We start from the raw sequence: 25,283 nt of genomic DNA, 5'->3' as shown, positions 1-25,283 counted from the left end.
AGTCTGGGCTTTGCGCATAAAAAAGGCTGTGTCAGCGTTTTGACACAACCTCTGCGACTTCAAAGGATTCCCCGATAGAAAAAAGAAGAAGATGATAGCGGCATCCGGCAAAGAAATACGATTTGATCCTGAAAAACCTTTTGTGCTGGAACAGACGATTACTCTTGGCGCAGATAATTATCAAGGTTGCTTGTTGCAACTCGGTGATCTGGAATATTATCTAAACGGAGAAACGATGAAACCTGAAATCAGATATAAAGGGAAGGTATATACCAGCACAAATGTATTGGGAACATCGGATTGTTGGAAAACACAGGCTCGTGGAACCGGTGGCAAGTGGTATACTCCGCAGAAATATGGGGAGGTTCGTTTGAGGATGGAATATAAGAAAGGTGATTTATGTGTATATATAAATGACTTGCTCGATCAGAGAATTGACTTTGATTGAAAGCGAGCGAACTCTTTTATGGAGTGGGCTAATAAGTGGAATCCTCGTTTATATCGTATTATATAATAAATGAGGACTAAGTTCGAAGTACAAATTCTCCATAATATCATACATTTAATAGAGAATGATTGTTTTTAGCCCTTTTTTGACATATAAGTAGACCTTTATATTTTATGTATCATCTATCTTTGTAGACAAGAAATCTTATTTAATATCATGAATATGAATAGACATTGTGGAATAATTAAGTTTATATTATTAGGGGTGGTTTGTATATCATTACTGCCTGTATCAGTGCATGCACAGAAGTATACGGAGTTTATCCCCGGTGAAGTTTGGAAAGATACGGACGGGAATCCGATCAATGCCCATGGTGGTGGACTTTTATATCATAACGGCACTTACTATTGGTATGGCGAATACAAGAAAGGGAAAACCATTTTGCCTGACTGGGCTACGTGGGAGTGTTATCGTACGGATGTGACCGGAGTAGGTTGTTACTCTTCTAAAGACTTGCTGAATTGGAAATTTGAGGGTATTGTACTTCCGGCAGTTAAAGACGATCCGAATCATGACCTGCATCCCTCCAAAGTATTGGAACGTCCGAAAGTGGTTTATAATAAGAAAACGGGCAAATTTGTAATGTGGGCCCATGTGGAAAGTGCTGATTACAGTAAGGCTTGTGCCGGAGTGGCAGTTTCCGATTCTCCTGTCGGTCCGTTCGTTTATCAGGGAAGTTTTCGTCCGAACAATGCGATGAGCCGCGATCAGACTGTTTTTGTGGATGATGATGGACGTGCTTATCAGTTTTATTCTTCAGAAAATAATGAAACGATGTATATCAGCCTTCTGACTGATGATTATCTGAAACCGAGCGGACGTTTTACACGCAATTTCGTAAAAGAATCGAGAGAGGCTCCGGCAGTATTTAAATATAATGGTAAATATTATATGTTAAGTTCCGGTTGTACTGGCTGGGATCCTAATATAGCCGAGATCGCAGTAGCCGATTCTATTATGGGAACATGGAAGACAATCGGAAATCCTTGTACGGGACCGGATGCGGATAAAACGTTTTATGCCCAGAGTACTTATGTCCAGCCTGTTGTCGGAAAGAAGAATGCATATATTGCCATGTTCGACCGTTGGAAGAAGAAGGATTTGGAAGATTCCCGTTATGTATGGCTGCCTGTGTTGGTAAAAGATGGGAAAATAACTATCCCTTGGCATGAAAAATGGAACCTTTCTATCTTTGACAAATAAAAAATAAATATGAAACGGATACTGCTACTACTTTGCGGAATAATGCTCGTTCCCGTTATTGCCTGTTCCCAGCATTTGGTTGAAGTGGGAAAGGGGTATAGCTGTACTTCGGTCAATACGACGGTCTTTCGGAATAATTCGCTGGTTACACACGGTGATGAACAATATATCAGTTATTACGATAACGATGGCTATCTGGTACTTGGAAAGCGGAAACTGGATTCGGAACAATGGACATTACATCGCACCCAATATCAGGGAAATGTGAAGGATGCTCATAATATAATTAGTATGATGATAGATGGAGAAGGATACATGCACGTATCTTTTGACCATCACGGACATCCATTGAATTACTGCCGGAGCATTGCTCCCGGTTCTTTGGAACTGGGGGATAAAATGCCCATGACCGGAGTTGACGAAGGAAATGTCACCTATCCGGAGTTCTATCCTTTATCCGGAGGAGATTTATTGTTTGTTTACCGCTCCGGTTCTTCGGGTCGTGGAAATCTGGTAATGAACCGTTATTCGCTGAAAGAACACAAATGGACTCGTGTGCAGGATATACTGATCGACGGAGAAAATAAACGGAATGCCTATTGGCAGTTATATGTTGATGAGAAAGGGACGATTCATCTTTCATGGGTATGGCGCGAGACCTGGCATGTGGAAACAAACCATGATATTTGTTATGCCCGTTCTTTTGATAATGGGGTAACTTGGTATAAGACGAGTGGAGAACGATATGAACTCCCGATCAAATTGTCCAATGCGGAGTATGCCTGTCGTTTACCTCAAAACTGTGAGTTGATTAATCAGACGAGCATGAGTGCTGATGCAGGAGGAAATCCGTATATAGCTACTTATTGGCGGGAACCCGATAGTGATGTTCCTCAATACCGCATCGTCTGGAATGACGGGAAGATGTGGCATCAACGGCAGATAACCGATCGCCAGACACCTTTTACCTTGAAGGGTGGAGGTACGAAAATGATCCCTATTGCCCGTCCGCGTATTGTGGTAGAAGGTGGAGAAGTCTTTTATATTTTCCGTGACGAAGAACGGGGAAGCCGTGTGTCGATGGCACATGCGACTGATGTGGGTACGAGTAAGTGGACGATAACGGATCTGACGGATTTTTCGGTGGATGCCTGGGAACCCTCTCATGATACGGAACTTTGGAAAAAGCAGCGGAAACTGCATCTCTTTGTACAACACACCCGTCAGGGAGACGGTGAACGCACAGCGGAAATTGAGCCTCAAATGATATATGTATTGGAAACGGATATGGATACAAATAAATAAAGATATGAAGAAACTATATGCAACTCTTTTTTCTGCACTCTTTCTAGGCGGTGCAATCTGTGCAAGTTGTACGGATAAGAAGGATGCTTCTGCTGAAGAAGTGATAAACACTATTCATAAAGTGAATAATTATTGGCAGACGAATCATCCGGAACACGGACGTTCTTTTTGGGATAATGCCGCCTATCACACCGGAAATATGGAAGCTTATTTTTTGACTAAGCAGCCGGAGTATTTGGAATACTCGAAAGCCTGGGCGGAACATAATGAATGGAAAGGGGCAAAATCAGATCATAAGGAAAACTGGAAGTACAGTTACGGTGAAAGTGATGATTATGTGCTTTTCGGTGACTATCAGATTTGTTTTCAGACGTATGCCGATCTCTATAATATGGAACCGGATACACAGAAAATAGCCCGTGCCCGCGAAGTGATGGAATATCAGATGAGTACCCCCAATCATGATTATTGGTGGTGGGCAGATGGCTTATATATGGTCATGCCGGTCATGACAAAGATGTATAACATTACTAAGAATCCGCTCTATTTGGAGAAACTGCATGAATACCTCGCCTATGCTGATAGTATTATGTATGATGAAGAGGCCGGACTTTATTACCGGGATGGAAAATACGTGTATCCTAAACACAAAAGTGTGAACGGCAAAAAGGATTTTTGGGCACGTGGAGACGGCTGGGTATTGGCCGGATTGGCAAAAGTCTTGAAAGAACTTCCTGAAACAGATAAGTATCGTCCGGAATATATAGATCGTTTCCGTACCCTGGCTAAGTCGGTTGCTGCTTGTCAACAGCCGGAAGGTTACTGGACACGCAGTATGCTCGATCCATTGCATGCACCGGGACCGGAAACCAGTGGAACGGCTTTCTTTACCTATGGTTTACAATGGGGAATCAATAACGGTTTTCTGGATGCTGCAGAATATCAGCCGGTGGTTGAAAAAGCATGGAAATATCTCTCAACAGTTGCTTTGCAGCCTGATGGCAAGATTGGTTATGTGCAACCGATTGGTGAGAAAGCGATACCCGGTCAGGTGGTAGACACAAACTCAACTTCGAATTTTGGAGTAGGTGCGTTTCTATTGGCAGCCTGTGAACGGGTTCGTTATTTGAATAAATAAATACAGGCACGGATTACACGGGTTTCACAGCTCTTAGAGGCATGCCTTAATATAAGTCAACAGCGTAATCCGTGTAATCCGTGCCTAAAATTTAATTCAGCATCAAGCTCATATATGGCTTTAACGGCTGAAGTATTCTATTGGTTAATTCGCTAATATTCATTTGTATATGTGCACCGGGCAGTCGCTCGGTATTATACATACACTTTCCTTTGCACAGGTAATAATAGCCGTTGTTTACAGACAATTGTTTGTCCGATAATTCCAGCTGCATTTCATCTTCAGGAAAAGCCGCGGCATAGATTTGCAGCACTTCTTTGGCATTGATGATACGTGCCATGCCTAGCGGATGTTGAGACTGTTTATCTTCAGGAGGCAGTAGTTGAACCATGCGCTTGCAGCCGGTGTGCTGCCTGATCGCATACAATAAACTATATTCCACATCTTTATCATCAGCGCAAAGCTCATTGATAATGATATGTTTGTCTCCTTTATATATAATGGTTATTCCTTTGATTTCGTTTTCCTGTCTGGCTACAAATAAATAACCTCCACTAATGGCAAGATCGGTCATAATAACCTGAAAGTCTTCCGATGTGTGCTGAATACAGCAAGCCCGTTCGGAAAGTTTCTTATTCAAATAGGAATAGACCTCCTCCTGAAATTCTGAAACAACACTGACCGCTATCTCTTTAGAAGGGATAAACTCGGGCAAAACGATCTCTTTAGTTGAATACTTGAATACCGAAGCATATCCCATACGGGCATAATAATCAAACAACCAGGGTTCTGCCGGTATTAATGTGCTGAAGTGTACTCCATTCCGTAACATCCGGGCGAAAGACTGTGATAAAAGCTCGCGCATGACTCCTTTGCTTCGAAAATCGGGATGCGTACAGGCTCCTGAAATATAGGAGGTCTGTACAGTCTCTCCACCAAAAGTCATCGGATAAGGAAGCATTTGAAGGGCAGAGATTACCTCATCACCACTTTTGATGGCAACGTTCACCTCTGTCTTATAGCGTAGTCTGAAGTACATCTCGACGAATTCTTCACTATCGTCAAAACAGACTTTCCACAATGCTTTTACTTGCTCCTTTATCATCATATTTATAAAGAGTTTACCATTTAACCATATTCATGGGATGCTCTTTGAGACAAGCCATGTATTTTTCCAGAATCGTCACCGGTTGGTAAGACAATTTGGCTTTGCGCAAACCTTCGAGACCTAAATCCTCTTCCCGGTTGATATAGATATATTGTTCGGGAATCCGGTTGGCAAATTCATAATTAATCATGGCATACGCACCTTCAATATTGGTATCCGCTTTCTCTACATGCACGCCGAACGTTTCATGATTGATAGGCATACCGAATGTGAATGCGACGATTTTACTGTTCACATGAAGAATACCTCCCGTCAGTCCGAGTGCATCGAAGTTGTGGAGGGCATAAATCAGGGCGCGACGTTCATTGCCCGTCCCTTCCTGCTGGTCGCAGTGATTCACTTTACACCATTCTGCTTCCAGATCCAGACATTCCTGAATGCGGTCCGGAGTGATCGGTGTATATTCATAATCCGGATAAGTGTTGCGGAACCGGTTGATATGATTTCTTTTCGCTTGGAATTTCTTACCCTTCAGTGTTGAAAGATCACTTCTCAAATAGATATAATCCGCATAGTCGCGGTCTTCTGTAAATGTGAACTGTCCCGGAAGGATAGCTTCGAGATCAGCACGCATATTACTGCACACTCCCAACATACAGAAATGCTGGTTCTCTTTGCGGGCATCTTCTATCAGTTCCCACAATACTGCTTTCAAATCTCCTGTGCCTACGGGCATCATATAAGCGAGTTGTTCTCCCGCCCAGAACTTGAACACCAGAAAGTTGTCGACCACTGCAAATTGGGTATCATATAAGAACCTCCAACTACAAAGATTGGAGAATGAAAGATCGCAATTGCGGCGATCACTTTTCATCGTGAATGAGGTGATTGTGTCTCTGTCTGCTAACGTGACATCTTTAAATGGAATCATAAGATTGCTTTTTGCGTTTAACTCTTTATATAACGGAAAATCAAGAGATTTTGTTTTTACAAAATACCTAATAATCGAAGGATAGTAGGTGTTAGCAGTGCAGTGAATATTCCATTTAGCGTCAGTCCCAGGCTGGCGTATGCTCCATATTTGCTGCTGATATCCATTGCAGTGGAGGTTCCGACGGCATGAGCGGCTGTTCCCATCGAAAGCCCTTGGGCGATCGGACTGCCTACACGCATGATTTTCATTGTCTTAAAGCCACAGATAGCCCCTAATAAACCTACTGCTACAACAACTGCCGCCGTTAGTGACGGAATACCGCCGATAGCTTTGGTTACTTCCATCGCAATCGGGGTCGTAACCGATTTCGGAGCCAGTGACAGGATTACCTCTTGTGAGGCTCCCATGAATTTCGCAATCAGTACTACTGAAATAACTCCGACGATGCAGCCTGCCAGTTGAGACAGTAGAATAGGCAATAACTGCTTTTTTATCATTTCCAGTTGGAGATATAAAGGTACGCCTAAAGCCACAACGGCCGGGCGTAGCCAGAATTCGATCAGATGTCCTCCTTTATTATATGTCTCATAAGAGATATTGGTCATTTTAAGGAAGATGATTAATAGTGCGATGGTCAGCAATATAGGATTTAATAATACCAGTCCTGTTTTCTTCTGAAGTAGTTTGGCAAAGAAGAAAATCCCGAAGGTAATGGCCAGCAGGAAGAAATTATTTTCTAAGAAGCTCATTTGTCTTTATTCGTTAAGTTGATTTTATCTTTAAGGTGTAGTTTCTCCGGCAGATGGAAATCTGACAGATGAAGTTTGCGTGCCAGTTTGATCTGACGTGCCAGCCTGAACTTGCGGACGATTTGGTGCACCCATCCCGTAACGACAAGTACAAGCGCGGTGCTGACAATGGTCGCTGTCACTATCGGCCAGAACTCTGCCGCAATGACGTCAAAGTACAGCATAAGAGCCACACCGGGCGGAACGAAAAAGAATCCTAAGTTGGCAACCAGAAAGTCGGACAATCCCTGTACCCAGTGTAATTTAATCCAACCTAATTTTAAAAAGAGGGTGAGCAGCAGCATACCGATGATGCTGGAGGGGAGCTTGATACCCGTAAGATAAACTATTAATTCACCCAAAGCCAAACAGCCAAATAAAATGGCGCACTGACGTATCATAACTAATAACCTATTGATTTTGTTTGAAAACGCTGCAAAGGTATGAAAAATAGGAGTACAGTGTTAAATATTACAATATTTTAGACTTGGAAGAGAAAAATAGGCGAAATTGTAATGTGGATATTGCAAAATTGAGTACTTTTGCACCGCAAATTACAAATTGTAAGGACGTTTTATAATAATATTCAATATATCTATGCTCAATTTAATCAACCAAATCGTGGCGCGTGCGAAAGCAAATCGCCAACGTATTGTTCTTCCGGAAGGAACTGAAGAACGCACATTGAAAGCTGCCAATATGATTTTGACAGACGAAGTAGCCGATCTAATTTTACTGGGTAAACCGGCAGAAATTAATGAACTTGCTGCAAAATGGGGATTGGGAAACATCGGTAAAGCTACTATCATTGATCCTGAAACTTCTCCGAAACACGAAGAATATGCGCAGTTGTTGTGTGAACTTCGTAAAAAGAAGGGGATGACTATTGAAGAAGCCCGCAAGTTAACGAATGATCCTTTATTCTTTGGTTGTTTAATGATTAAGAGCGGTGATGCTGACGGTCAGTTGGCTGGTGCCCGTAACACTACTGGTAATGTATTGCGTCCTGCTTTGCAGATTATCAAGACTGCGCCGGGAATCACTTGCGTGTCTGGTGCTATGTTGCTTTTGACTCATGCTCCTGAATACGGAAAGAATGGCATTTTGGTCATGGGTGACGTTGCTGTAACTCCGGTTCCGGACGCTAATCAGCTGGCACAGATTGCTATTTGTACTGCGCAGACTGCGAAAGCCGTTGCCGGTATTGAAAATCCGAAAGTAGCTCTGTTGAGCTTTTCAACCAAGGGTTCCGCTAAACACGAAGTAGTGGATAAAGTGGTAGAAGCTACTAAGATTGCAAAAGAGATGGCTCCTACTCTTGATTTGGATGGTGAAATGCAGGCTGACGCTGCTCTTGTACCGGAAGTGGGTGCTAGCAAAGCGCCGGGTTCTCCAGTAGCCGGAGAAGCAAATGTGCTGATCGTTCCAAGTTTGGAAGTTGGTAATATTTCTTATAAATTAGTTCAACGTCTGGGACATGCTGACGCTGTTGGTCCGATTCTTCAGGGTATTGCCTGTCCGGTAAACGACTTGTCTCGTGGTTGTTCTATCGAAGATGTATATCGCATGATTGCTATCACAGCTAATCAGGCCATTGCAGCAAAAGCGAATAAATAAGTATTAGATATAAACTATTAAGTATAAATCGACAACGACATGAAGATTCTGGTATTGAACTGCGGAAGTTCATCTATTAAATATAAATTGTTCGATATGACCACCAAAGAGGTGATTGCACAAGGTGGTATCGAAAAAATCGGTCTGAAAGGATCATTCTTGAAACTTACTTTGCCGAATGGTGAAAAGAAAATATTGGAGAAAGATATTCCTGAACATACAGTAGGAGTAGAGTTTATCCTGAACACGCTGATTAATCCTGAATACGGCGCTATTAAATCTTTGGATGAGATCAATGCAGTAGGTCACCGTATGGTACACGGAGGCGAGCGTTTCAGCGAATCTGTATTGCTGAACAAGGAAGTGCTGGAAGCTTTCGCTGCTTGCAATGACTTGGCTCCGCTTCACAATCCTGCTAACTTGAAAGGGGTAAATGCAGTTTCTGCTATTCTTCCTAACATTCCGCAGGTAGGTGTATTCGATACGGCTTTCCATCAGACAATGCCGGATTATGCTTACATGTATGCTATTCCTCACGAACTGTATGAAAAGTATGGTGTACGTCGTTATGGCTTCCACGGAACTTCTCATCGTTATGTGTCAAAACGTGTATGTGAATTCTTGGGTGTAAATCCGGTAGGACAGAAAATTATCACTTGCCACATTGGTAACGGTGGTTCTATCGCTGCTATCAAAGATGGTAAATGTATGGATACTACTATGGGCTTGACTCCATTGGAAGGCTTGATGATGGGTACTCGTAGCGGTGATATTGATGCCGGTGCAGTAACATTTATCATGGAAAAAGAAGGCTTGAACACAACCGGTGTTTCCAATCTGTTGAACAAGAAGAGCGGTGTACTGGGCATTTCGGGTGTATCAAGCGATATGCGTGAACTCTTGGCTGCTTGTGCGGCTGGCAATGAGAAAGCTATCCTTGCAGAGAAGATGTACTATTACCGTATTAAGAAATATATCGGTGCTTATGCTGCTGCATTGGGCGGTGTGGATATTATCCTGTTTACTGGTGGTGTAGGTGAGAACCAGATGGAATGTCGTCGTGAAGTTTGTAAGGATATGGAATTCATGGGTATCGAACTTGATAACGAAGTAAATGCTAAGGTTCGCGGTGAAGAAGCAATCATTTCTACTCCTGCTTCTAAAGTGAAAGTAGTAGTGATCCCAACAGATGAAGAACTGTTGATCGCATCGGATACAATGGATATCCTGAATAAGTAATAATTTTATTGCTGATATACAAAAAAAAGATGGACTCGATTTCGAGTCCATCTTTTTTTTGTCTTACTTTGCATATCAAATAGTTATATCCCGTTTTTGATATGCGTTACTCCGTCATAATTCCCGTTTATAATCGTCCCGATGAAGTGGATGAATTATTGCAAAGTCTTACTGTACAACACTTTAAGGGTTTTGAGGTTGTTGTTGTTGAAGATGGTTCTTCCATTCCCTGTAAAGGAGTAGTAGACCGGTATGCAGATCGGTTGAATATAAAATATTTCTCTAAACCCAATTCCGGTCCGGGACAAACCCGTAATTACGGAGCAGAACGTAGCGAAGGCGAATACCTTATTATATTGGATTCTGATGTCATCCTTCCCGAAGGCTACTTCGATGCGGTAGAGAAGGAGCTCACCACTTCTCCTGCCGATGCTTTTGGTGGCCCCGACCGTGCACACGATTCTTTCACTGATATTCAGAAGGCAATTAACTATTCCATGACCTCTTTCTTCACGACCGGAGGTATCCGTGGCGGAAAAAAGAAGATGGACAAATTCTATCCCCGTAGTTTTAATATGGGAGTTCGCCGGGCAGTGTACGAGGCTTTGGGAGGTTTTTCAAAGATGCGTTTTGGGGAGGATATTGATTTCAGTATCCGTATCTTTAAGAATGGGTACACTTGTCGTCTTTTTCCTGATGCCTGGGTATATCATAAACGTCGGACTGACTTGAAAAAATTCTTCAAGCAGGTGCATAACTCCGGCATTGCCCGTATTAATCTTTATAAGAAATATCCGGATTCTCTGAAACTGGTGCATTTGCTTCCAGCCGTATTTACATTGGGAGTGGCGCTTCTATTATTAGGAACCCCCTTCTGCCTCTTCAGTTTCACGCCTATCATTCTCTATGCATTACTCGTATGCATTGATTCTACTATTCAGAATAAAAGTCTGTCTATTGGCGTTTATTCCATTGCCGCCGCATTTATACAGCTTATCGGCTATGGTACAGGCTTTTGGCGCGCATGGTGGCAGCGTTGTATCAGAGGGAAGGATGAGTTTGAGGCTTTCCAAAAGAATTTTTATAAGTAATCCATTTTTTATTTGCCTATTACCATTCCTATTTTTGTTTAAAAGGAATGTTGTCTGACACCCGGGTCTCAATACGTCTGACACTCGGGTGTCAGACAAGTTATACTTTCATGGAAAAAAAGTAATGGATGCAATCGAAGAAATTTTTATAGGCTATATCTTTTTTCATTTAGTGGAGTGCAAATCACATTCCTTATTCTTCCCTTAAACCCCAGCAATTTGTCGCCTATCTGTTTCAATGGGAAGATAAGTGTTTCCTGATACCAAATGCTGTCTTTACGCAGGCTTTTCTGATTGTAAACTACACCGATTCGTCCTTCCAAACGTTCTTGTAGCTCTCCGTTTATGTAAAGTGAGGTCCCTTTGGCATCTCCCTCTACACGAACCTTTGTCCATTTTTCCACAGGCAAACGATAGGAATGGAAGATGAATTCATAGCCGTCGCGCGAGAATGCGAATTTACCCGTATTTTGCCAGTTCGCGGTGAAAACAGAATGGGGACCTTTGAATAAGACCGCATCGATATTGGGCTTTGGATCTGCGTAGATTTCAAATTCCACACTATATGGATAACCGATTTCGGGTATAGAGGTAAGAACCGAGTCGTTACCTTGCAGGATAATTTCCTGGCCGGAAAGCGTTAGGTCTTTTCTGTCATCTATGCTGGCCTGTAGATTTACGCCCGGTGCTTCCGGTGTTGTCCTGCACCACGTTTCGAAGGTTTCAAACGGTATGTTTCTTGTGTTTTCTCCTTTCCAAAGTTTCTCGCTCATAACCTGCATGGCAGGAAAGGTGCGTATATGTACATCCTGTTGGCTGATTCCATTTCCGACACGGTCGTTCCATACAGCAAACATGGCTCCTAATAAATTAGTAGACTGCTCTATCATTTCTCCCTCTTGCATCATTCGTGGTGACCAACTCTCATATATCCATTGATGATCCAGAAAGTTATGGTAGTAATTCACGGCTGGTACGATATATAGAAATGCATCGCATGTATTAATCGCTTTGGCTCCTTCCTGCAGTGCGGTTTCTAAGTCTAGCCAGCTATAATTCCATGCATTGACCGTTTTTCCTTTTAGATTTACGGGGGTATTTCCTTTCATGTGTTTCAGACTTCCCCATAATCGCGGATTTTTTCCATATTTGGTGATATACTTCAGATAGTATTCAGTGAAATAGCGGAATTGTTCCGCTTCTTTGAGGTTGTACTCATCAGTGCCGATATGTACGTCCGGTCCGACAAATACCGGGTGATCTCCCGAGAGATATTCGTCAAACAAAGTATCAAGGAAATCATATACCTCTTTTTTATAGAGGTCGAGATGATCCATACCATATTCTTTTTTGTCGGCTGCCAGTATCGGATTGTAATGAGTGAAAGCGAGTGAGTGTGCCGGAACATCAATTTCTGGGATGATATTGATTCCATATCGTGCGGCCATTTGCTGGAAGTTGCGGAATTCTTCTTTGGTGTAGGAACCATCTTTGGATGTGAGTCCCGGAAAACGGTCGCTTTCCAATCTGAAGGCGGCGTATGTTTTGTTCCAGTCATTATCGAAAAACTCAACGAAACCATTATCATTCAGATGTATTTGCAGTTCATTCATTTTATAGAACGAGAGAATTTTTACGTAATCCTGCAAATAGTCCATTGTGAAAAATTTCCTGGCTACGTCAATCATCAGTCCGCGGTGAGCATACTGCGGATAATCCAATGCTTTTCCTTTCATGAGTCCAAAAGGCTGGTTATGGATCATTTGCAACAGTGTGCGAGTTCCCCAGAATACTCCTTTTACGGTGGAGGCTTCGATGGTTACATGGTTGCGTATATCCAGTTCATAGCTTTCTTCTCCCAATGATGAAGGCGATTTTTTCACTGACAGATAGATAGAATGATTTTTCGGTTTTCCGGAGGTTACCTGATAATTCCAGCCGAACATATCTTTTAAGTCTTTTGCCATTATTTCCGCAGTTTCTTTCAACAGGCTTTCTGCTTCCGGAGCGATTATAATCTTTCCTGTTTCCGGTAGTGTCAGTTTGCCTTTTGCCCCATTCCAATGTTGTAAGGAGGGAATCACCTGCGGGATATCCGTTTGAGCGTATACTGTCATTCCTAATAGTAGTAAGATGGATAAGATGCTTATTCTCTTTTTCATATTTATTAGATGTTTATATATTAATCTTGATAGCGCAAAACTACGATATTTGGAAGTAAAGGGATTCTAAAAATAGACTTATAGCTTCCAAAATTCATTTTTTCAGTTATATAGGAGTATCTTTGTGACTTAATTTGATTAATAATGGAAAGTAAACACAAACTATCCATCAACCAGTGGGCACTGGAAGACCGCCCACGGGAAAAAATGATGGAGAAGGGAGCAGCCGCATTGAGTGATGCCGAACTACTCGCTATATTGATTGGCTCCGGAAATACGGAAGAAAGTGCTGTCGAATTGATGAGACGCCTGCTCCTGTCTTGTGATAACAATCTGAATTCATTGGCAAAATGGGAAGTGTGTGACTATTCCTCTTTCAAAGGTATGGGACCCGCAAAGAGCATTACAGTGATGGCAGCCTTGGAATTAGGCAAACGAAGAAAGCTGCAAGAAACCAAAGAGAGACTTCGAATCACTTGCTCAAAAGATATCTATGATATTTTCCAACCGATCATGTGTGACTTGGAACAGGAAGAATTCTGGGTGCTCCTATTGAACCAGGCAACCAAACTAATTGATAAGGTACGTATAAGTACTGGTGGCATAGACGGAACTTATACCGATGTGCGCACCATTCTCCGGGAAGCATTGCTGCAAAGAGCTACACAAATCGCGGTGGTGCATAACCATCCTTCGGGAAATATTCATCCCAGCCAACCGGACAGGAGTTTGACAGAGCATATCCATAAAGCGGCGGAAACGATGAATATCCGTCTGATAGATCACGTCATCGTTTGTGAAGACGGATTTTTCAGCTTTGCAGATGAGGGCCTACTCTAATTAGTAATACTACCTTATTTAAGTGAGAATATCTTATTTATTCTCACTCCTGCATTCATTTTTATACTGCGTGGGCGTCAAGCCTGTGTACTGTTTGAATGCAGTACTGAAATAACGTAAAGTAGTGAAACCTATCTGATCTGATATTTCAGTAAATGTCAGATCGGTGGTTTTTATCAGAGTAATGGCTTGCTCCAACCTGAATTTGTTGATATAGTCATTTGCCCCCATATCGGTGATAGCCTTCAACTTGTTGTAAAGAGATGTTTTACTCATTCCGATCTCTCTGCAGATAAAAGGAATATCTAAAGACGGATTGCTGATATTCTCGGAAATGAGCTTGTTAAACTTTAACAAGAACGTTTCATCCGCCTGGCTGAAAGTACTCTCCAGCGGTTGAGGGAAGTTGCCTATATGTTGATAGTGCTCTTTCGTTTGCTCCCGGTTGTATAGCCGGTTCTGTATAATCTTAACAAGAGTGTCTATCTCAAAAGGTTTTCCCAGATAAGCGTCCGCCCCGATTTTATACCCATACAGTCGGCTCTGTTCATCATTGCGTGCCGTGAGCAGAATCACAGGAATATGACTGATGCCGATATTCTCTTTTACCGCTTTGCACAGTTCGTATCCATTCATAACCGGCATCATCACATCGCTCACTATAATATCCGGAACTTGCTTTTGCGCTATTTCGAAAGCTTCCCGGCCATCATGTGCTATATAAATTGCTTTGAATAAGGATTTCAATTCTTTGGAGAGGAAATCTGTCAGGTTATGATTGTCGTCTACCAATAGCACTGTGTAATTCTGCGTAGAGAAGTCGAGTGTCTCGGGAGCGTTGATCTCATGATCTACGTCCGGTGTAATCAATTCATTGATGTAAGGTTTCGGCTGGCAGATGACTTCGCCCGACTCCAATCCCAAAGGTAAGTCGAAGAAGAAAGTGGCTCCTCCCGCTTCGTTGTTCATGGCTCCGATTTTACCTTTATGCAATTCCACCAGCATCTTGGCGTATGAAAGTCCGACTCCGCTACCGCCAATTTCCTGCTTGCCTTGATAGAAACGGATGAATACTTTCTCCATGTCTTCCTCTTGCATACCTTCTCCCTGATCCAAAACGGAAACACGGACGTATGAGTCATTTTTGCTGGTACGGATAGTGACGGTTGTGTTTTTAGGACTGTGTTTCAGTGCGTTCGTCAATAAGTTTGTGACTACGATTGTACACATACCCTTGTCAAATACCACCTCTTTTATGCTGTCGTCGAGCTGATAATCTATTTGCACTTCCTGGGCAGCTCCCTCGTCCGTAAAATCGGCACCAATCTCCTTTATCCATGAGTTGAATGGATAGGCTTGGAGTTTCAACTTGGTTTCTCCTACTTCCATCTTACGTACGTCCAGCACCATGTTGATAAGATCTTTCATCCGTTGAGCCTGTTTATGTATATTCTTCAACGGTGGATAAATGGCATCTGTAGAAGGAAGTGTCTTTAATATGCGGCTTAGCGGGGCATATATGAGTGTGAGCGGAGTTCGCAGTTCATGGCTGATATTAATCAGAAAACGAACTTTTTCTTCATACACATTCTGCTCGTGTTCTTTCATCATCCATTTCATCTTGTTTTCTTTGCGTCGAAGCAGAACGAAAACAATTTGTACCACAATGCCTATGCAAGCAATGATGCAGAGAGAAACGAACCACCAGCTTCTGTACCAGGGTGGCAGTACGTTTAATGTGAAAAGAAACTGGGGAGTTGTTTCATTTCCTTCCTGTGTGTTACAGCTCACCATGATGGGATAACTTCCCGGAGCAAGAGATGGGATCATCAATTCAGGGTTGTAGCCTTCGGTTTTAAGGTCTCCCATTTGGAAATGATAGACTTTGAGCCGGAGAATGTCCGCACCATAAGTCATGACACGGATCTTAATGTTTTTACTGTTCCAAGGGATGGATATCTTGTCTTGATTGAGCTGATACATCCTGTTCTCTCCGTTTATGGTCAGTTCGGCAAGGCGTATTTCCGGAGAGTCACTACTCTTTTCTATTTGAGTGTCCGCATTAATACATAGTAAGCCTTTTACACCTCCCATATAGATGTTTCCTTTGGGGGAAATGAGACGGGGCTCGGCCAAGTATTCATTGGGGGAAATTCCATCCGCTTCTCCGAACCATACAAAACGTTTGGCATCGGTGAGCCATATAAAGAGTTTCTGTTCAGCTCCTATCCACACTTTTCCTTTATTGTCGCATAACACGGTATTTACTTCATTAAATAAGGTGGTAGGAATTCTTTCGAATTTGCGGGTATCAGGGTGATAGGTGTACAGGCCACGGGTGCCTGCAATCCAGAATACGCCCTTGTCATCCCTGGATACAGCATTGAAGAATCCCTGTGGAGCACTTGCAAATATCTCCACTGTGTCTTTTTTACGATCCAGTCTATATATATTATAAGGATCGTTCAGGTAAATGGCAGTGGAATCATATCCAATGGAACTCAACAAGCCTTTTATTTTCACTTCTTTGGCACAAGGGACAGGAGTGAGTTGCCGGGTGGAAGTATGGTAGCGGTAAGGAGGCGAACTTAATATTAAGATCGAATTGGGAGTATCCCGGTATAAGTTGATTGGCTGTCCGCTATAGCGGATGTGATGCTCTAATGAAGGGCTCATAATAGCGAAAGGACGCTTCTTTCCTGTCTTTTTATCGAATATGAAGATACCTTTGGAAAAGGCAGATACTAACAATTCGTTGGGTGTGAAGCCGGTGATGGAGACCATCTTGTCTCCCCAAGTGTCGGGATAGTGCACAAATGTTTCTGTAGAAGGAATGAATTTATTGATACCTCCTCCGTCCGTAGCGATCCAGAGTTCTTCGGAAGCCGGTTCCTGATATAGTTGTAATACCGTACTTTGACTTAATCCTTTGTTGTGCCCTAACACAACATTAGTGTAAGTTCTCATGGATACTTCACGAATGTTGATAACCCCTTCACGTTTACTTCCCGCCCATATATTTCCGGCAGAGTCGCTATGCAGGCAGAGTATTGTATTTGTGGGAAGGGAATGATTATCTCCGGAGATATGTTCGAGTACGGTAATATTGCCGGTTGTGGGATCGAGGATATTGATACCTCCCCCGTCTGTTCCCATCCATATTTTTTGTTTGAATTCGGTCATGCACAATACGATGTCACTGCTCAAACGGGAGTTTTGAGTGGTATAGCTGGCTATCAATTTTCCCTGGGCGGAGAAACACTTGACGCCATTGTTGTAGGTTGACAGCCATATTCTTTGTTGGGAGTCTATGATGATTCCTACGTTGTCGTTCCCGTATTGGAAAGGAAATGGGGTTATCTCGAAATTCTTGAGGTTCATTTGCAGTATTCCCTGTTGCCAGCTTAGACACAATATGGTATCGGGTTTCCACATTTGTATGGATCGTATAATGAACGGCTCGTCGGTCTTGAATTCCCGTATGAGAGAAATCGTGTTGGTGGCATAAGAATATTTATATATCTTGTTGATCCCTCCGAACAGAAGCCCGTCTGCTATTTTGCAGATCGATTTGGCAATGATGGGCTGATTATTTAGTTTGGGGATAAAGAAGTTGTCGTGAATAAGAGAATAACGGGCGATTCCTGTGGTGGTCAGTATCCAGGTTGTCTGCTGATTATCTTCAATAATTTGCAGGATACTGTCGTTAGGCAGGGAATTTTCATTATCAGGTTGTGCGGTGTACTTTTTGAGTTCCGTTCCATCAAATCTGATTAGTCCTGTCGGAGTACCGATCCAGATGAATCCCTTTTGTTCGGTATAGATACAGCTGATGATAGACGGCATTCCGTTTTGGGAACCAATCAGTTTAAAGTCGTAATGGTTACCTATACTTATTGCTGGAAATGTGCCTACGATAAGAAAAGCCAGTAAGCAGAAAAAGTGTTTTATCCAAATACTTTTTTTCATCAGTCAAGATTATTAAGGGGAGATTAGTGAAACAAAAGTATGATTAATTCCGCTAAAACAAAAGAAATATTTCCAAAAACCGCCACAAAGACGTTCAAAAACGGAATATGGATGTTTTTGGAAACATTTTGGCGATTTTATGAACTCGCCATTCTGCCAATCAATCTATTTTTGTGGTGTATTTCGATGCCGGATAGTGTGGGCTATTGGCAAATGGAACTCAAAAAAACTTTTAGTATTAACTTTAATATAATGTTATGAAGAAAATGCAGATTAGGATGCAACTGGTGTGTCTCTTTTCAATGCTTTTACTGTTCTTCCCTGTGGAGCTCTTTGCTCAACAGGGCACTATCACTGGTAAGGTGGTAGACGAACGTGGCGAGTCCGTAATCGGAGCAACCGTTATGGTGAAAGGTTCTACTGATGGTACCATTACCGATTTGGATGGAAACTTTAAAATTAACGGTAAAGTAGGTACAACGATAACTGTCAGCTATGTGGGCTATGCTCCTTTGGAAGTGAAAATCACTAAGCTAACAGGAAATCGGTTCGTGATGAAGGAAGACTCCAAAACTTTAGATGAAGTGGTGGTAGTCGGTATGGGAACACAGAAACGTAATACTATTACAGCGGCTGTAGCAACAGTTAATGCGGATGCAATCGCTACCCGTCCTGTGACGGATGTAACCAGCGCCTTACAAGGTAATGTGGCTGGTTTGAACTTTGCTTCGGATGCTTCTGAAAGCGGTACCGGTGGTGAAGTTGGCGGAGAAATCAAATTTAATATTCGCGGTATCGGTTCTATTAATGGTGGAGAGCCTTATGTATTGGTGGATGGTGTGGAACAGAGCTTGCAGAATGTAAATCCTGCCGATATAGAAAGTATCAGTGTATTGAAAGATGCTTCTGCAGCAGCCGTGTATGGTGCTCGTGCTGCGTATGGTGTGGTGTTAGTAACGACCAAGAGCGGTAAACAGGATAAAGCCCGGGTGACTTATCGCGGTTCTGTGGGTATGAGTGCACCTATCAACATGCCCGAGATGATGAACTCTGTAGAGTTTGCCAATTATAAAAATGCGTACCGTTCGGCAATTGGTGAGTCTCCATACTTCTCACAGGAGACTATTGATTTGATGAATCAGTTTTTGCAGAACCCCTATGGTGAAGGTCTGCCCGGTATTACCGCCAATCAGGAGAATACCGGTTGGCGTGGCGGTGAATCGCAGTATGCCAATACCGACTGGTTTGATTATTTCTATAAAAACAAATCTTTGCGTCATTCACACAATCTAAGTATCTCCGGTGGATCGGACAAAGTGACTTATTATGTCGGTCTGGGTTATACTTACCAGGGTGGTTTGCTGGATCGTGTAGAAGACTCTCTGGATAAATACAACGTGAATACCAAATTTCAGATCAAGCCGAATGACTGGTTGAAGTTTAACTTCAATAACAATATCACGTTGAATCTGATTTCCCGCCCGCTCCCCGATATGTCTATTCTTTATCATCAGATAGCTCGTTCGCAGCCTAATATGGTGACTGAAGTTCCTATTTCCGGGCTTTATAATCTTCCTTCATGGAATGAAGCTTTGTATCTGGACAATGTGGGCTATTCGCAGAACCGCATTTCTGATGCCATGACTTTTGCAGCTACTGTTACGCCTCTGAAAGGCTGGGACATTATCGGAGAGATGAAAGTTCGTTTTGATGTGCAGAATGATGAATTCTTGCAGAAGCAGCCCCGTACCACACGGCCCGACGGAACCATAGAGAATGTTACCGCTCCCCGGCAGGGATATTCTTATCCCGGTATCGAATATTCGAATTCTTTGTGGGGATCAATGACTCGTGGAAATCAATTCAACTATTATTTGTCTCCCAGTGTGTCGTCTTCATATACGAATCAATGGGGTGACCATTTCTTTAAGGCAATGGCCGGTTTCCAGATGGAAGTGCAGCAAAACTCAAGCATGTATGCGTATAAAGACGGAGTGATGAGCGATGATACATTCTCTTTTGACAATGCAAACGGAAAAGCCTATAATAGTGAAGCGCGTGACCATTGGGCAACCATGGGATTCTATACCCGTTTGAACTGGAACTACCAGAATGTCTATTTTCTGGAATTTAGCGGACGTTATGATGGTTCGTCACGTTTCGCTTCCGGCAATCGTTGGGGATTTTTCCCTTCTTTCTCTGCCGGTTATGACATTGCCCGTACCGACTACTTCAAGCAATGGAGCTTGCCTGTTTCACAGTTGAAAGTGCGTTTGTCTTACGGACGTTTAGGCAATCAGAATGGAGCCGGACTATATGATTATCTGAACTTCATGACATTGAGACCGGACTATTCAAATGCATGGTTGCTTTCCGGTGTCACTTCGGCTACTCCGGTACGTGGTACAGTCGCTTTAACACCTTCTATGGTAAGCCCGTACATTACATGGGAAAAAGTGGATAATGCCAACTTAGGTTTCGACCTGACTTTGCTTAACAATCGTTTGACGATTACGGCGGATATTTACCAACGTACGACCAAAGACATGATTGGCCCGGCTGAAGCAATTCCTGATATTGGCGGTATTGCTGTTGACCAACGTGCTAAAGTAAATAATGCAACGCTACGTAACCGTGGATGGGAATTGTCGGTTAACTGGTCTGACCAGCTGAAGAATGGTTTCAGTTATGGAATCGGTTTCAATATCTTTGACTACAAAGCAGTGGTAACCAAATACAATAATCCGGAAGGATTGATTTATAACAACCACACCGGTCTGGTTCGTAACAAAGGTTATTACCAGGGAATGGATTTAGGTGAAATCTGGGGATATGAAGCAAATGATCTGTTTCTCACCAACCAGGAAGTGGATGAATATCTGAGAGGAGTAGACATGTCTTTCTTCAAACCGAATAAGGATTGGCAACGTGGTGATTTGAAATATATCGATTCGAACGGTGATGGTAAAATTGATCCGGGTTCGGGTACATTGAAAGATCACGGTGATTTGAAAATTATCGGTAATACGACTCCTCGTTACTCCTTCGGTCTGAACTTACATGCCGGTTATAAAGGTTTTGAAGTTTCCGCATTGTTCCAGGGAGTCATGAAACGTGATTTCCCGATGGCTGCAAGTACTTATCTGTTTAGCGGTGATTCCAACTTCTTTAAAGAACATTTGGATTATTATAATGTGTACAACCCGGGGGCTTACCTGCCGCGTCTGACAAAACCCGACAGTCCTGAATATAATGCGAACGTAGGTTACAACACTTCACGTTATTTATTGAACGCAGCTTATATGCGACTCAAAAACTTGATGATTTCTTATAACTTCCAGCCTAAACTGGTTAAGAAGATGGGATTGGAGAACTTGAAAGTGTATTTCACTTGTGATAATCTCTTCACGATTGACAATTTGCCGGACGTATTCGATCCTGAAACCTTGAATCAGGTAAATACATGGGCTGGGGGTAGTAACGAAACTGCTCCGGGATTGACTTCCCCAATGAAGCAAAATGGTAACGGAAAGGTATATCCGTTGAATAAAAACTACGTATTTGGTATTGAATTTACCTTTTAAACCATAAGATATGAAAAGAATATATATAATGGCTTTTGTAGCCGCTTCAATATTACCATTTTCATCCTGTTCAGATTTTCTGGATAGAGAACCGATAACCAAGCCGGAAGCCGGTAATTTTCTGACAGGTGCCATACAGGTTGAAAACTATATTAACGGACTATATATGACGTTGCCGTCTTTTAGTAAGTTCGGTTTGGGAGTTCGCAGTGAAGAAAAGAATAGTGACAATATTATTGCAGAAAAGTATGATGCCCGTTTGCATGGACAGAATAACCAGTTTAGCGGAGCTTCCGATTGGCAGACTGGTTATCAGAACCTGCGTAAAGTGAACTATTTTTTCCATAATTATAAAGTACCCGAAGCACAGGAAAACGAAGATGTACTGTCGTTGAAAGGGGAGGCTTACTTTTTACGTGCCTATTGGCATTTCGATTTATTGAAGAAATTCGGTTCTATTCCGGTAATGGATGCTTTTTGGGATGAGAATGCGACAATCGCAGGATTACAGATTCCCGCAAAGACACGTAATGAGGTAGCCCGATTTATTTTGAGTGATTTGGTTGAGGCGAAGAATCTGTTGCATTCGCGCGGTAAATATTCCGGAATTCGTATCAATAAAGAAGCTGCCATGGTTTTGGCAATGAATGTGGCGTTGTATGAAGGAACTTGGGAAAAGTATCACAGCAGCGATGATTTTGCATCTTCCACTAACGAATCAAATTATTTCTTGGGTGAAGTTATTAACTGGGGAAATGAACTGTTCGGTTGTGGCATTGATCTGTATAAAACCGGGCAAAATCCGGGAGATGCTTTTGCGGCATTGTTCAATAGCAAAGATTTGTCAGGAATGGGCGAAGTGCTATTGTGGAGGAAATATTCGAGTGATGAAGGAGTCTTTCATGATGTCAACGGTAATCTGAAGGCAGGTGTTGTCGACTCGGAAGGAGCTGCCGGAATTACTCAAAGCCTGGTGGATAATTATCTGAATGCCGATGGAACATTTATTGATCCGACAAATGAGAAATTTAAGGATTTTAAGGAAACATTTGAAGGCCGTGACCCTAGATTGATTCAAACGGTGATGAATGAAGGTGCCAAATTTGCTTCTGCCACTACTGCGACCCCAATGCATCTGGAAGAATATACGGATGAGAAGAAGAATACTATTAGTCCTCCTAAATTGGCAGGAGATGGAAACACACGTTCTTTGACGGGTTATCACATCCGTTTGGGAATAGATACCACCTTTGTAAGTGGTAATGGTGAGACTGCTTTACCTATTATTCGTTATGCCGAAGGTCTTTTGGCTTATGCAGAAGCTGCTGCTGAACTGGAAATGTGGAGCGATGATATAGCGAATAAGACATTGAAAGCGCTTCGTGAACGTGCAGGAGTGAAATATCTGGCACCGGCAAAGGATGCTAATTTCACCGATTTCGGTTATACATTGACTCCTGTTTTACAGGAAATCCGTCGTGAACGCCGTTCTGAACTTGCTTTGCAAGGTTTCCGGCTGGATGATCTCATGCGTTGGAAAGCCGATAAACTGATTGTTGGAAAGCGTGGTAAAGGTGCTTATGTAGGTGATGAATCTATTTTATTCAAATCTTACAGTCCGGATAATCAGAAAAGAATCAGAGAGCGTCTGACCCTTGATGATAACAAATGGGCGGATCCGATGGCCGGGACTCTGCCAAGCGGATATCAATTCCATGCAGATAGGGATTATCTGTTACCGATCCCTCCTTCAGAATTGGAATTGAACAAAAAGTTGAAACAAAACCCGAAATGGTAATCATTAATAATGATATAATAGGATAGATTATGAAGAAATATTTCTATAGATTATTACCAATTTGCCTGTTTATCCTTGTAATGACAGGCTGTAATGACACCGAGACGGTTATCTCTATCGGAGAAGCCCGGAATCTGGTGGCCGAAATCAGTACTCAAAGTGCTGCTATCGGAGATAATGTGACCTTTACTGTGAAGGTAGATCAGCAAGACAATCAGTTGGCACTCGAAGAAGATATAGACGTTGTTCTGACTTTTGCAGGTAAGAATGTAGAAGGAAAGGATGTCCCTGTATCTGATGTCTTTGAAGGCTTTGCCGGTCATCTTTTTATGAAGAAAGGTGAGAAACAGGGATTTACCGAATTTAAGGTAAAGAACGATCTGGCTAAATATCCTATATCGGGTACTATCACCGCTTATGTCAGAGGATACAAGATCAATGCGGCTGAACGTCCGATTGTGGTATCTGATAAACACTACACCATCTTGTCATTGAAGAACAATTCGGACAATACGGTGAAAGAGTATGGCTCATTTATTCTGGTCGCTACGGTAGGAGCGTCAGCTAAGGAAGATGTAGTCGTTCATATTGATGCGGGTGAAGATGCGGATAAATATGAGAATCTGCCGAGCGAATTGGTGGTGAAAGCCGGGTATAAAACAGCTGAATCTGAACTTATATGGGTGAAAGGAGAGAAAGGACCGAATACTTTCACTTCTGTGTCTATGTCTTTTGCTACCGATTCTGAAATTCATCCGGTATATGGGGACGAGTTGGAAATTAAGGTTACTGATACGGATGCAGGTTTGACTCCGGGCACCGAGTTAACCAATGAGCAATGGGTTTATACAGATCCGGATCAGATATTTGTATCAGCCAGCAATAAAAAGGCTGTAGAAAAATGGGATGAGGTCAGAGCTGCGTCAGCACTATTGATAAAGGAGGGTGATCCGCATCCGAATGAAGCGTTAGCTGCTGAAGGATGGACATTCCTGAATTCTTATGAGTTCCATCCGATTGATGCTTTGACAGAAGGTACCGGACTCCCCAATCAGTATGGTAATCGTCCTCCACGTTTTATGGCGGCACAGAATGTGGCTAACACACAGAAAGTACAAGCGGTTGTAAATGAGAAATATGCAACGATGACTCAAGATGGATATTTGAAAATGTGGTGTGCGTATGATCCGGGAATCAGTGTGACAGGGGAAATTACGGGAACAAGAGATTTTGGAGTTTCCTCCCTCTATGCAAGTAAGTTTGATGGTGTGCCTACGGGTGCTGATTCTTGGGAATCCAGCAATGTACGCATTTTGCCGGGCACTCGTGTGGAAGTTAGAATCCGTGTGCGTGGAAAGAAACACTCTTTCAACTCGGCAGTCTGGTTCCAAGGAAATATCAGAGGTGTGCAATGGTCTACCTATGGTGAGGTTGATCTTCTGGAAAATCCGGCTACCAATGCGAATCCGAATGGCGCTTGGCAGACTTTCCACTGGAATGATATATCCACTTCATCCGGTGATAAGTATAAACCGTCTTCAGGACAGTTGATAATATCGGATATGGATGAATTCGATATCTATTGGATGGAATGGAGAGATAATAACGAGATTGCTTTAGGTATTAATGGTAAAGAGAATGTACGCATGAGGACTGACGGCAGCTATACCGGAATAGCTAATGGAACGGCTTCATGGAACTCGTCTACACATTGGCCGTTTACGGACAAATACAATACGGAAGGGTTACATTTACTATTGACATTTGCCGGATGTAATGAATGGGCGCTTGGTGACGCTGCGGCAGAACAGGCTGCTAAAGATGGTAGTTGGGCAAACGACTTTAAGCATATTTCTTATCAGGAAAGTAAGTCTAGCAATGATACGCCACGTATGGAAATCGACTGGATACGTTTCTATAAGAAGCCAACCTACGACTATTTTGGAAGTGGTACTCCAACGCGTAACAAACCAATGTATTAATGGTTGTTGAAATAAAG

General features: G+C 42.5%; 16 protein-coding genes and 1 pseudogene. 11 read left to right on the top strand and 6 right to left on the bottom strand.

What is annotated here, in order from left to right; all coding sequences use genetic code 11:
* Window positions 1–52 precede the first annotated feature (52 nt).
* From DWZ47_RS06995 to DWZ47_RS06980, 4 genes and pseudogenes are all read left to right on the top strand, one after another.
* A pseudogene (locus tag DWZ47_RS06995) lies at window positions 53–448 on the top strand (hypothetical protein); the annotation flags it as partial.
* Window positions 449–670: 222 nt separating this feature from the next.
* Window positions 671–1,711 carry a glycoside hydrolase family 43 protein gene (locus DWZ47_RS06990; protein ID WP_004305062.1) on the top strand — a complete coding sequence of 347 codons (1,041 nt, stop codon included), beginning with the start codon at window positions 671–673 and terminating at the stop codon, window positions 1,709–1,711.
* Window positions 1,712–1,720: 9 nt separating this feature from the next.
* Entirely contained in the window at window positions 1,721–3,016 is a 1,296-nt protein-coding gene (locus DWZ47_RS06985) for a BNR repeat-containing protein (RefSeq protein WP_117512638.1), read from the top strand.
* Window positions 3,017–3,020: 4 nt separating this feature from the next.
* Window positions 3,021–4,154, top strand: a complete 1,134-nt coding sequence (locus DWZ47_RS06980; protein ID WP_117512644.1) for a glycoside hydrolase family 88 protein — start codon at window positions 3,021–3,023, stop codon at window positions 4,152–4,154.
* A 91-nt stretch (window positions 4,155–4,245) separates the two neighbouring features.
* On the opposite strand, the gene DWZ47_RS06975 is transcribed toward DWZ47_RS06980, so the two are convergent.
* From DWZ47_RS06975 to DWZ47_RS06960, 4 genes are read right to left on the bottom strand one after another with little or no spacing between them, the layout of a single operon-like run.
* Complete coding sequence (locus DWZ47_RS06975; protein ID WP_032842931.1) at window positions 4,246–5,262, bottom strand: GNAT family N-acetyltransferase; 1,017 nt, start codon at window positions 5,260–5,262, stop codon at window positions 4,246–4,248.
* 13 nt (window positions 5,263–5,275) lie between these two features.
* Window positions 5,276–6,193 (bottom strand): DUF2156 domain-containing protein, encoded by a 918-nt coding sequence (locus DWZ47_RS06970; protein WP_032842932.1) that lies wholly within the window; start codon window positions 6,191–6,193, stop codon window positions 5,276–5,278.
* A 56-nt stretch (window positions 6,194–6,249) separates the two neighbouring features.
* Entirely contained in the window at window positions 6,250–6,945 is a 696-nt protein-coding gene (locus DWZ47_RS06965; protein WP_004299735.1) for an LrgB family protein, read from the bottom strand.
* Window positions 6,942–7,385, bottom strand: a complete 444-nt coding sequence (locus DWZ47_RS06960) for a CidA/LrgA family protein (RefSeq protein ID WP_032842934.1) — start codon at window positions 7,383–7,385, stop codon at window positions 6,942–6,944. The genes DWZ47_RS06965 and DWZ47_RS06960 overlap by 4 nt, the downstream gene beginning before the upstream one ends.
* Window positions 7,386–7,581: 196 nt before the next feature.
* Here DWZ47_RS06960 and pta point away from each other — a divergent pair, with 196 nt between their 5' ends.
* From pta to DWZ47_RS06945, 3 genes are all read left to right on the top strand, one after another.
* Window positions 7,582–8,601, top strand: a complete 1,020-nt coding sequence (pta, locus tag DWZ47_RS06955; protein WP_004305055.1) for a phosphate acetyltransferase — start codon at window positions 7,582–7,584, stop codon at window positions 8,599–8,601.
* 39 nt (window positions 8,602–8,640) lie between these two features.
* Window positions 8,641–9,840 carry an acetate kinase gene (locus tag DWZ47_RS06950; protein ID WP_004305054.1) on the top strand — a complete coding sequence of 400 codons (1,200 nt, stop codon included), beginning with the start codon at window positions 8,641–8,643 and terminating at the stop codon, window positions 9,838–9,840.
* 101 nt (window positions 9,841–9,941) lie between these two features.
* Window positions 9,942–10,931 (top strand): glycosyltransferase, encoded by a 990-nt coding sequence (locus DWZ47_RS06945; RefSeq protein ID WP_004305053.1) that lies wholly within the window; start codon window positions 9,942–9,944, stop codon window positions 10,929–10,931.
* Between the two features lie 146 nt (window positions 10,932–11,077).
* Here the strand turns inward: DWZ47_RS06945 and DWZ47_RS06940 are convergent, their stop codons facing one another.
* A complete protein-coding gene (locus DWZ47_RS06940) occupies window positions 11,078–13,093 on the bottom strand; it encodes a family 20 glycosylhydrolase (protein WP_004324571.1) in 2,016 nt (671 codons plus the stop codon).
* Between the two features lie 144 nt (window positions 13,094–13,237).
* On the opposite strand from DWZ47_RS06940, the gene radC reads away from it, so the two are divergent.
* The gene (radC, locus tag DWZ47_RS06935; RefSeq protein ID WP_004299741.1) at window positions 13,238–13,933 is read left to right on the top strand and encodes a RadC family protein; all 696 of its coding nucleotides are present in this window, start codon (window positions 13,238–13,240) and stop codon (window positions 13,931–13,933) included.
* A gap of 33 nt (window positions 13,934–13,966) precedes the next feature.
* On the opposite strand, the gene DWZ47_RS06930 is transcribed toward radC, so the two are convergent.
* Window positions 13,967–17,902, bottom strand: coding sequence for a response regulator (locus DWZ47_RS06930; RefSeq protein ID WP_117512637.1), 3,936 nt, complete (start codon window positions 17,900–17,902; stop codon window positions 13,967–13,969).
* A gap of 257 nt (window positions 17,903–18,159) precedes the next feature.
* Here DWZ47_RS06930 and DWZ47_RS06920 point away from each other — a divergent pair, with 257 nt between their 5' ends.
* The 3 genes from DWZ47_RS06920 to DWZ47_RS06910 are packed head-to-tail and all read left to right on the top strand — an operon-like array spanning window position 18,160 to window position 25,266.
* Window positions 18,160–21,486 carry a SusC/RagA family TonB-linked outer membrane protein gene (locus DWZ47_RS06920; protein ID WP_004305049.1) on the top strand — a complete coding sequence of 1,109 codons (3,327 nt, stop codon included), beginning with the start codon at window positions 18,160–18,162 and terminating at the stop codon, window positions 21,484–21,486.
* Between the two features lie 10 nt (window positions 21,487–21,496).
* Window positions 21,497–23,284, top strand: a complete 1,788-nt coding sequence (locus DWZ47_RS06915; protein WP_004299745.1) for a RagB/SusD family nutrient uptake outer membrane protein — start codon at window positions 21,497–21,499, stop codon at window positions 23,282–23,284.
* A gap of 29 nt (window positions 23,285–23,313) precedes the next feature.
* Complete coding sequence (locus DWZ47_RS06910; RefSeq protein ID WP_004299746.1) at window positions 23,314–25,266, top strand: DUF5006 domain-containing protein; 1,953 nt, start codon at window positions 23,314–23,316, stop codon at window positions 25,264–25,266.
* Window positions 25,267–25,283 lie beyond the last annotated feature (17 nt).

The sequence above is a fragment of the Bacteroides sp. AF32-8BH genome, from assembly GCF_003435205.1.
Taxonomy (GTDB): Bacteria; Bacteroidota; Bacteroidia; order Bacteroidales; family Bacteroidaceae; genus Bacteroides; species Bacteroides ovatus.
Note: the sequence above shows the minus strand (reverse complement) of the source record. Positions and strands in the feature narration are given on the sequence as shown.

Coding starts and splice junctions, on each gene's coding strand:
- DWZ47_RS06915 (WP_004299745.1), top strand. CDS start 21,497: ATGAAAAGAATATATATAATGGCTTTTGTAGCCGCTTCAATATTACCA.
- DWZ47_RS06930 (WP_117512637.1), bottom strand. CDS start 17,902: ATGAAAAAAAGTATTTGGATAAAACACTTTTTCTGCTTACTGGCTTTT.
- DWZ47_RS06920 (WP_004305049.1), top strand. CDS start 18,160: ATGAAGAAAATGCAGATTAGGATGCAACTGGTGTGTCTCTTTTCAATG.
- DWZ47_RS06945 (WP_004305053.1), top strand. CDS start 9,942: ATGCGTTACTCCGTCATAATTCCCGTTTATAATCGTCCCGATGAAGTG.
- DWZ47_RS06960 (WP_032842934.1), bottom strand. CDS start 7,385: ATGATACGTCAGTGCGCCATTTTATTTGGCTGTTTGGCTTTGGGTGAA.
- DWZ47_RS06980 (WP_117512644.1), top strand. CDS start 3,021: ATGAAGAAACTATATGCAACTCTTTTTTCTGCACTCTTTCTAGGCGGT.
- DWZ47_RS06990 (WP_004305062.1), top strand. CDS start 671: ATGAATAGACATTGTGGAATAATTAAGTTTATATTATTAGGGGTGGTT.
- DWZ47_RS06940 (WP_004324571.1), bottom strand. CDS start 13,093: ATGAAAAAGAGAATAAGCATCTTATCCATCTTACTACTATTAGGAATG.
- DWZ47_RS06985 (WP_117512638.1), top strand. CDS start 1,721: ATGAAACGGATACTGCTACTACTTTGCGGAATAATGCTCGTTCCCGTT.
- DWZ47_RS06965 (WP_004299735.1), bottom strand. CDS start 6,945: ATGAGCTTCTTAGAAAATAATTTCTTCCTGCTGGCCATTACCTTCGGG.
- radC (WP_004299741.1), top strand. CDS start 13,238: ATGGAAAGTAAACACAAACTATCCATCAACCAGTGGGCACTGGAAGAC.
- DWZ47_RS06970 (WP_032842932.1), bottom strand. CDS start 6,193: ATGATTCCATTTAAAGATGTCACGTTAGCAGACAGAGACACAATCACC.
- DWZ47_RS06950 (WP_004305054.1), top strand. CDS start 8,641: ATGAAGATTCTGGTATTGAACTGCGGAAGTTCATCTATTAAATATAAA.
- DWZ47_RS06910 (WP_004299746.1), top strand. CDS start 23,314: ATGAAGAAATATTTCTATAGATTATTACCAATTTGCCTGTTTATCCTT.
- DWZ47_RS06975 (WP_032842931.1), bottom strand. CDS start 5,262: ATGATGATAAAGGAGCAAGTAAAAGCATTGTGGAAAGTCTGTTTTGAC.
- pta (WP_004305055.1), top strand. CDS start 7,582: ATGCTCAATTTAATCAACCAAATCGTGGCGCGTGCGAAAGCAAATCGC.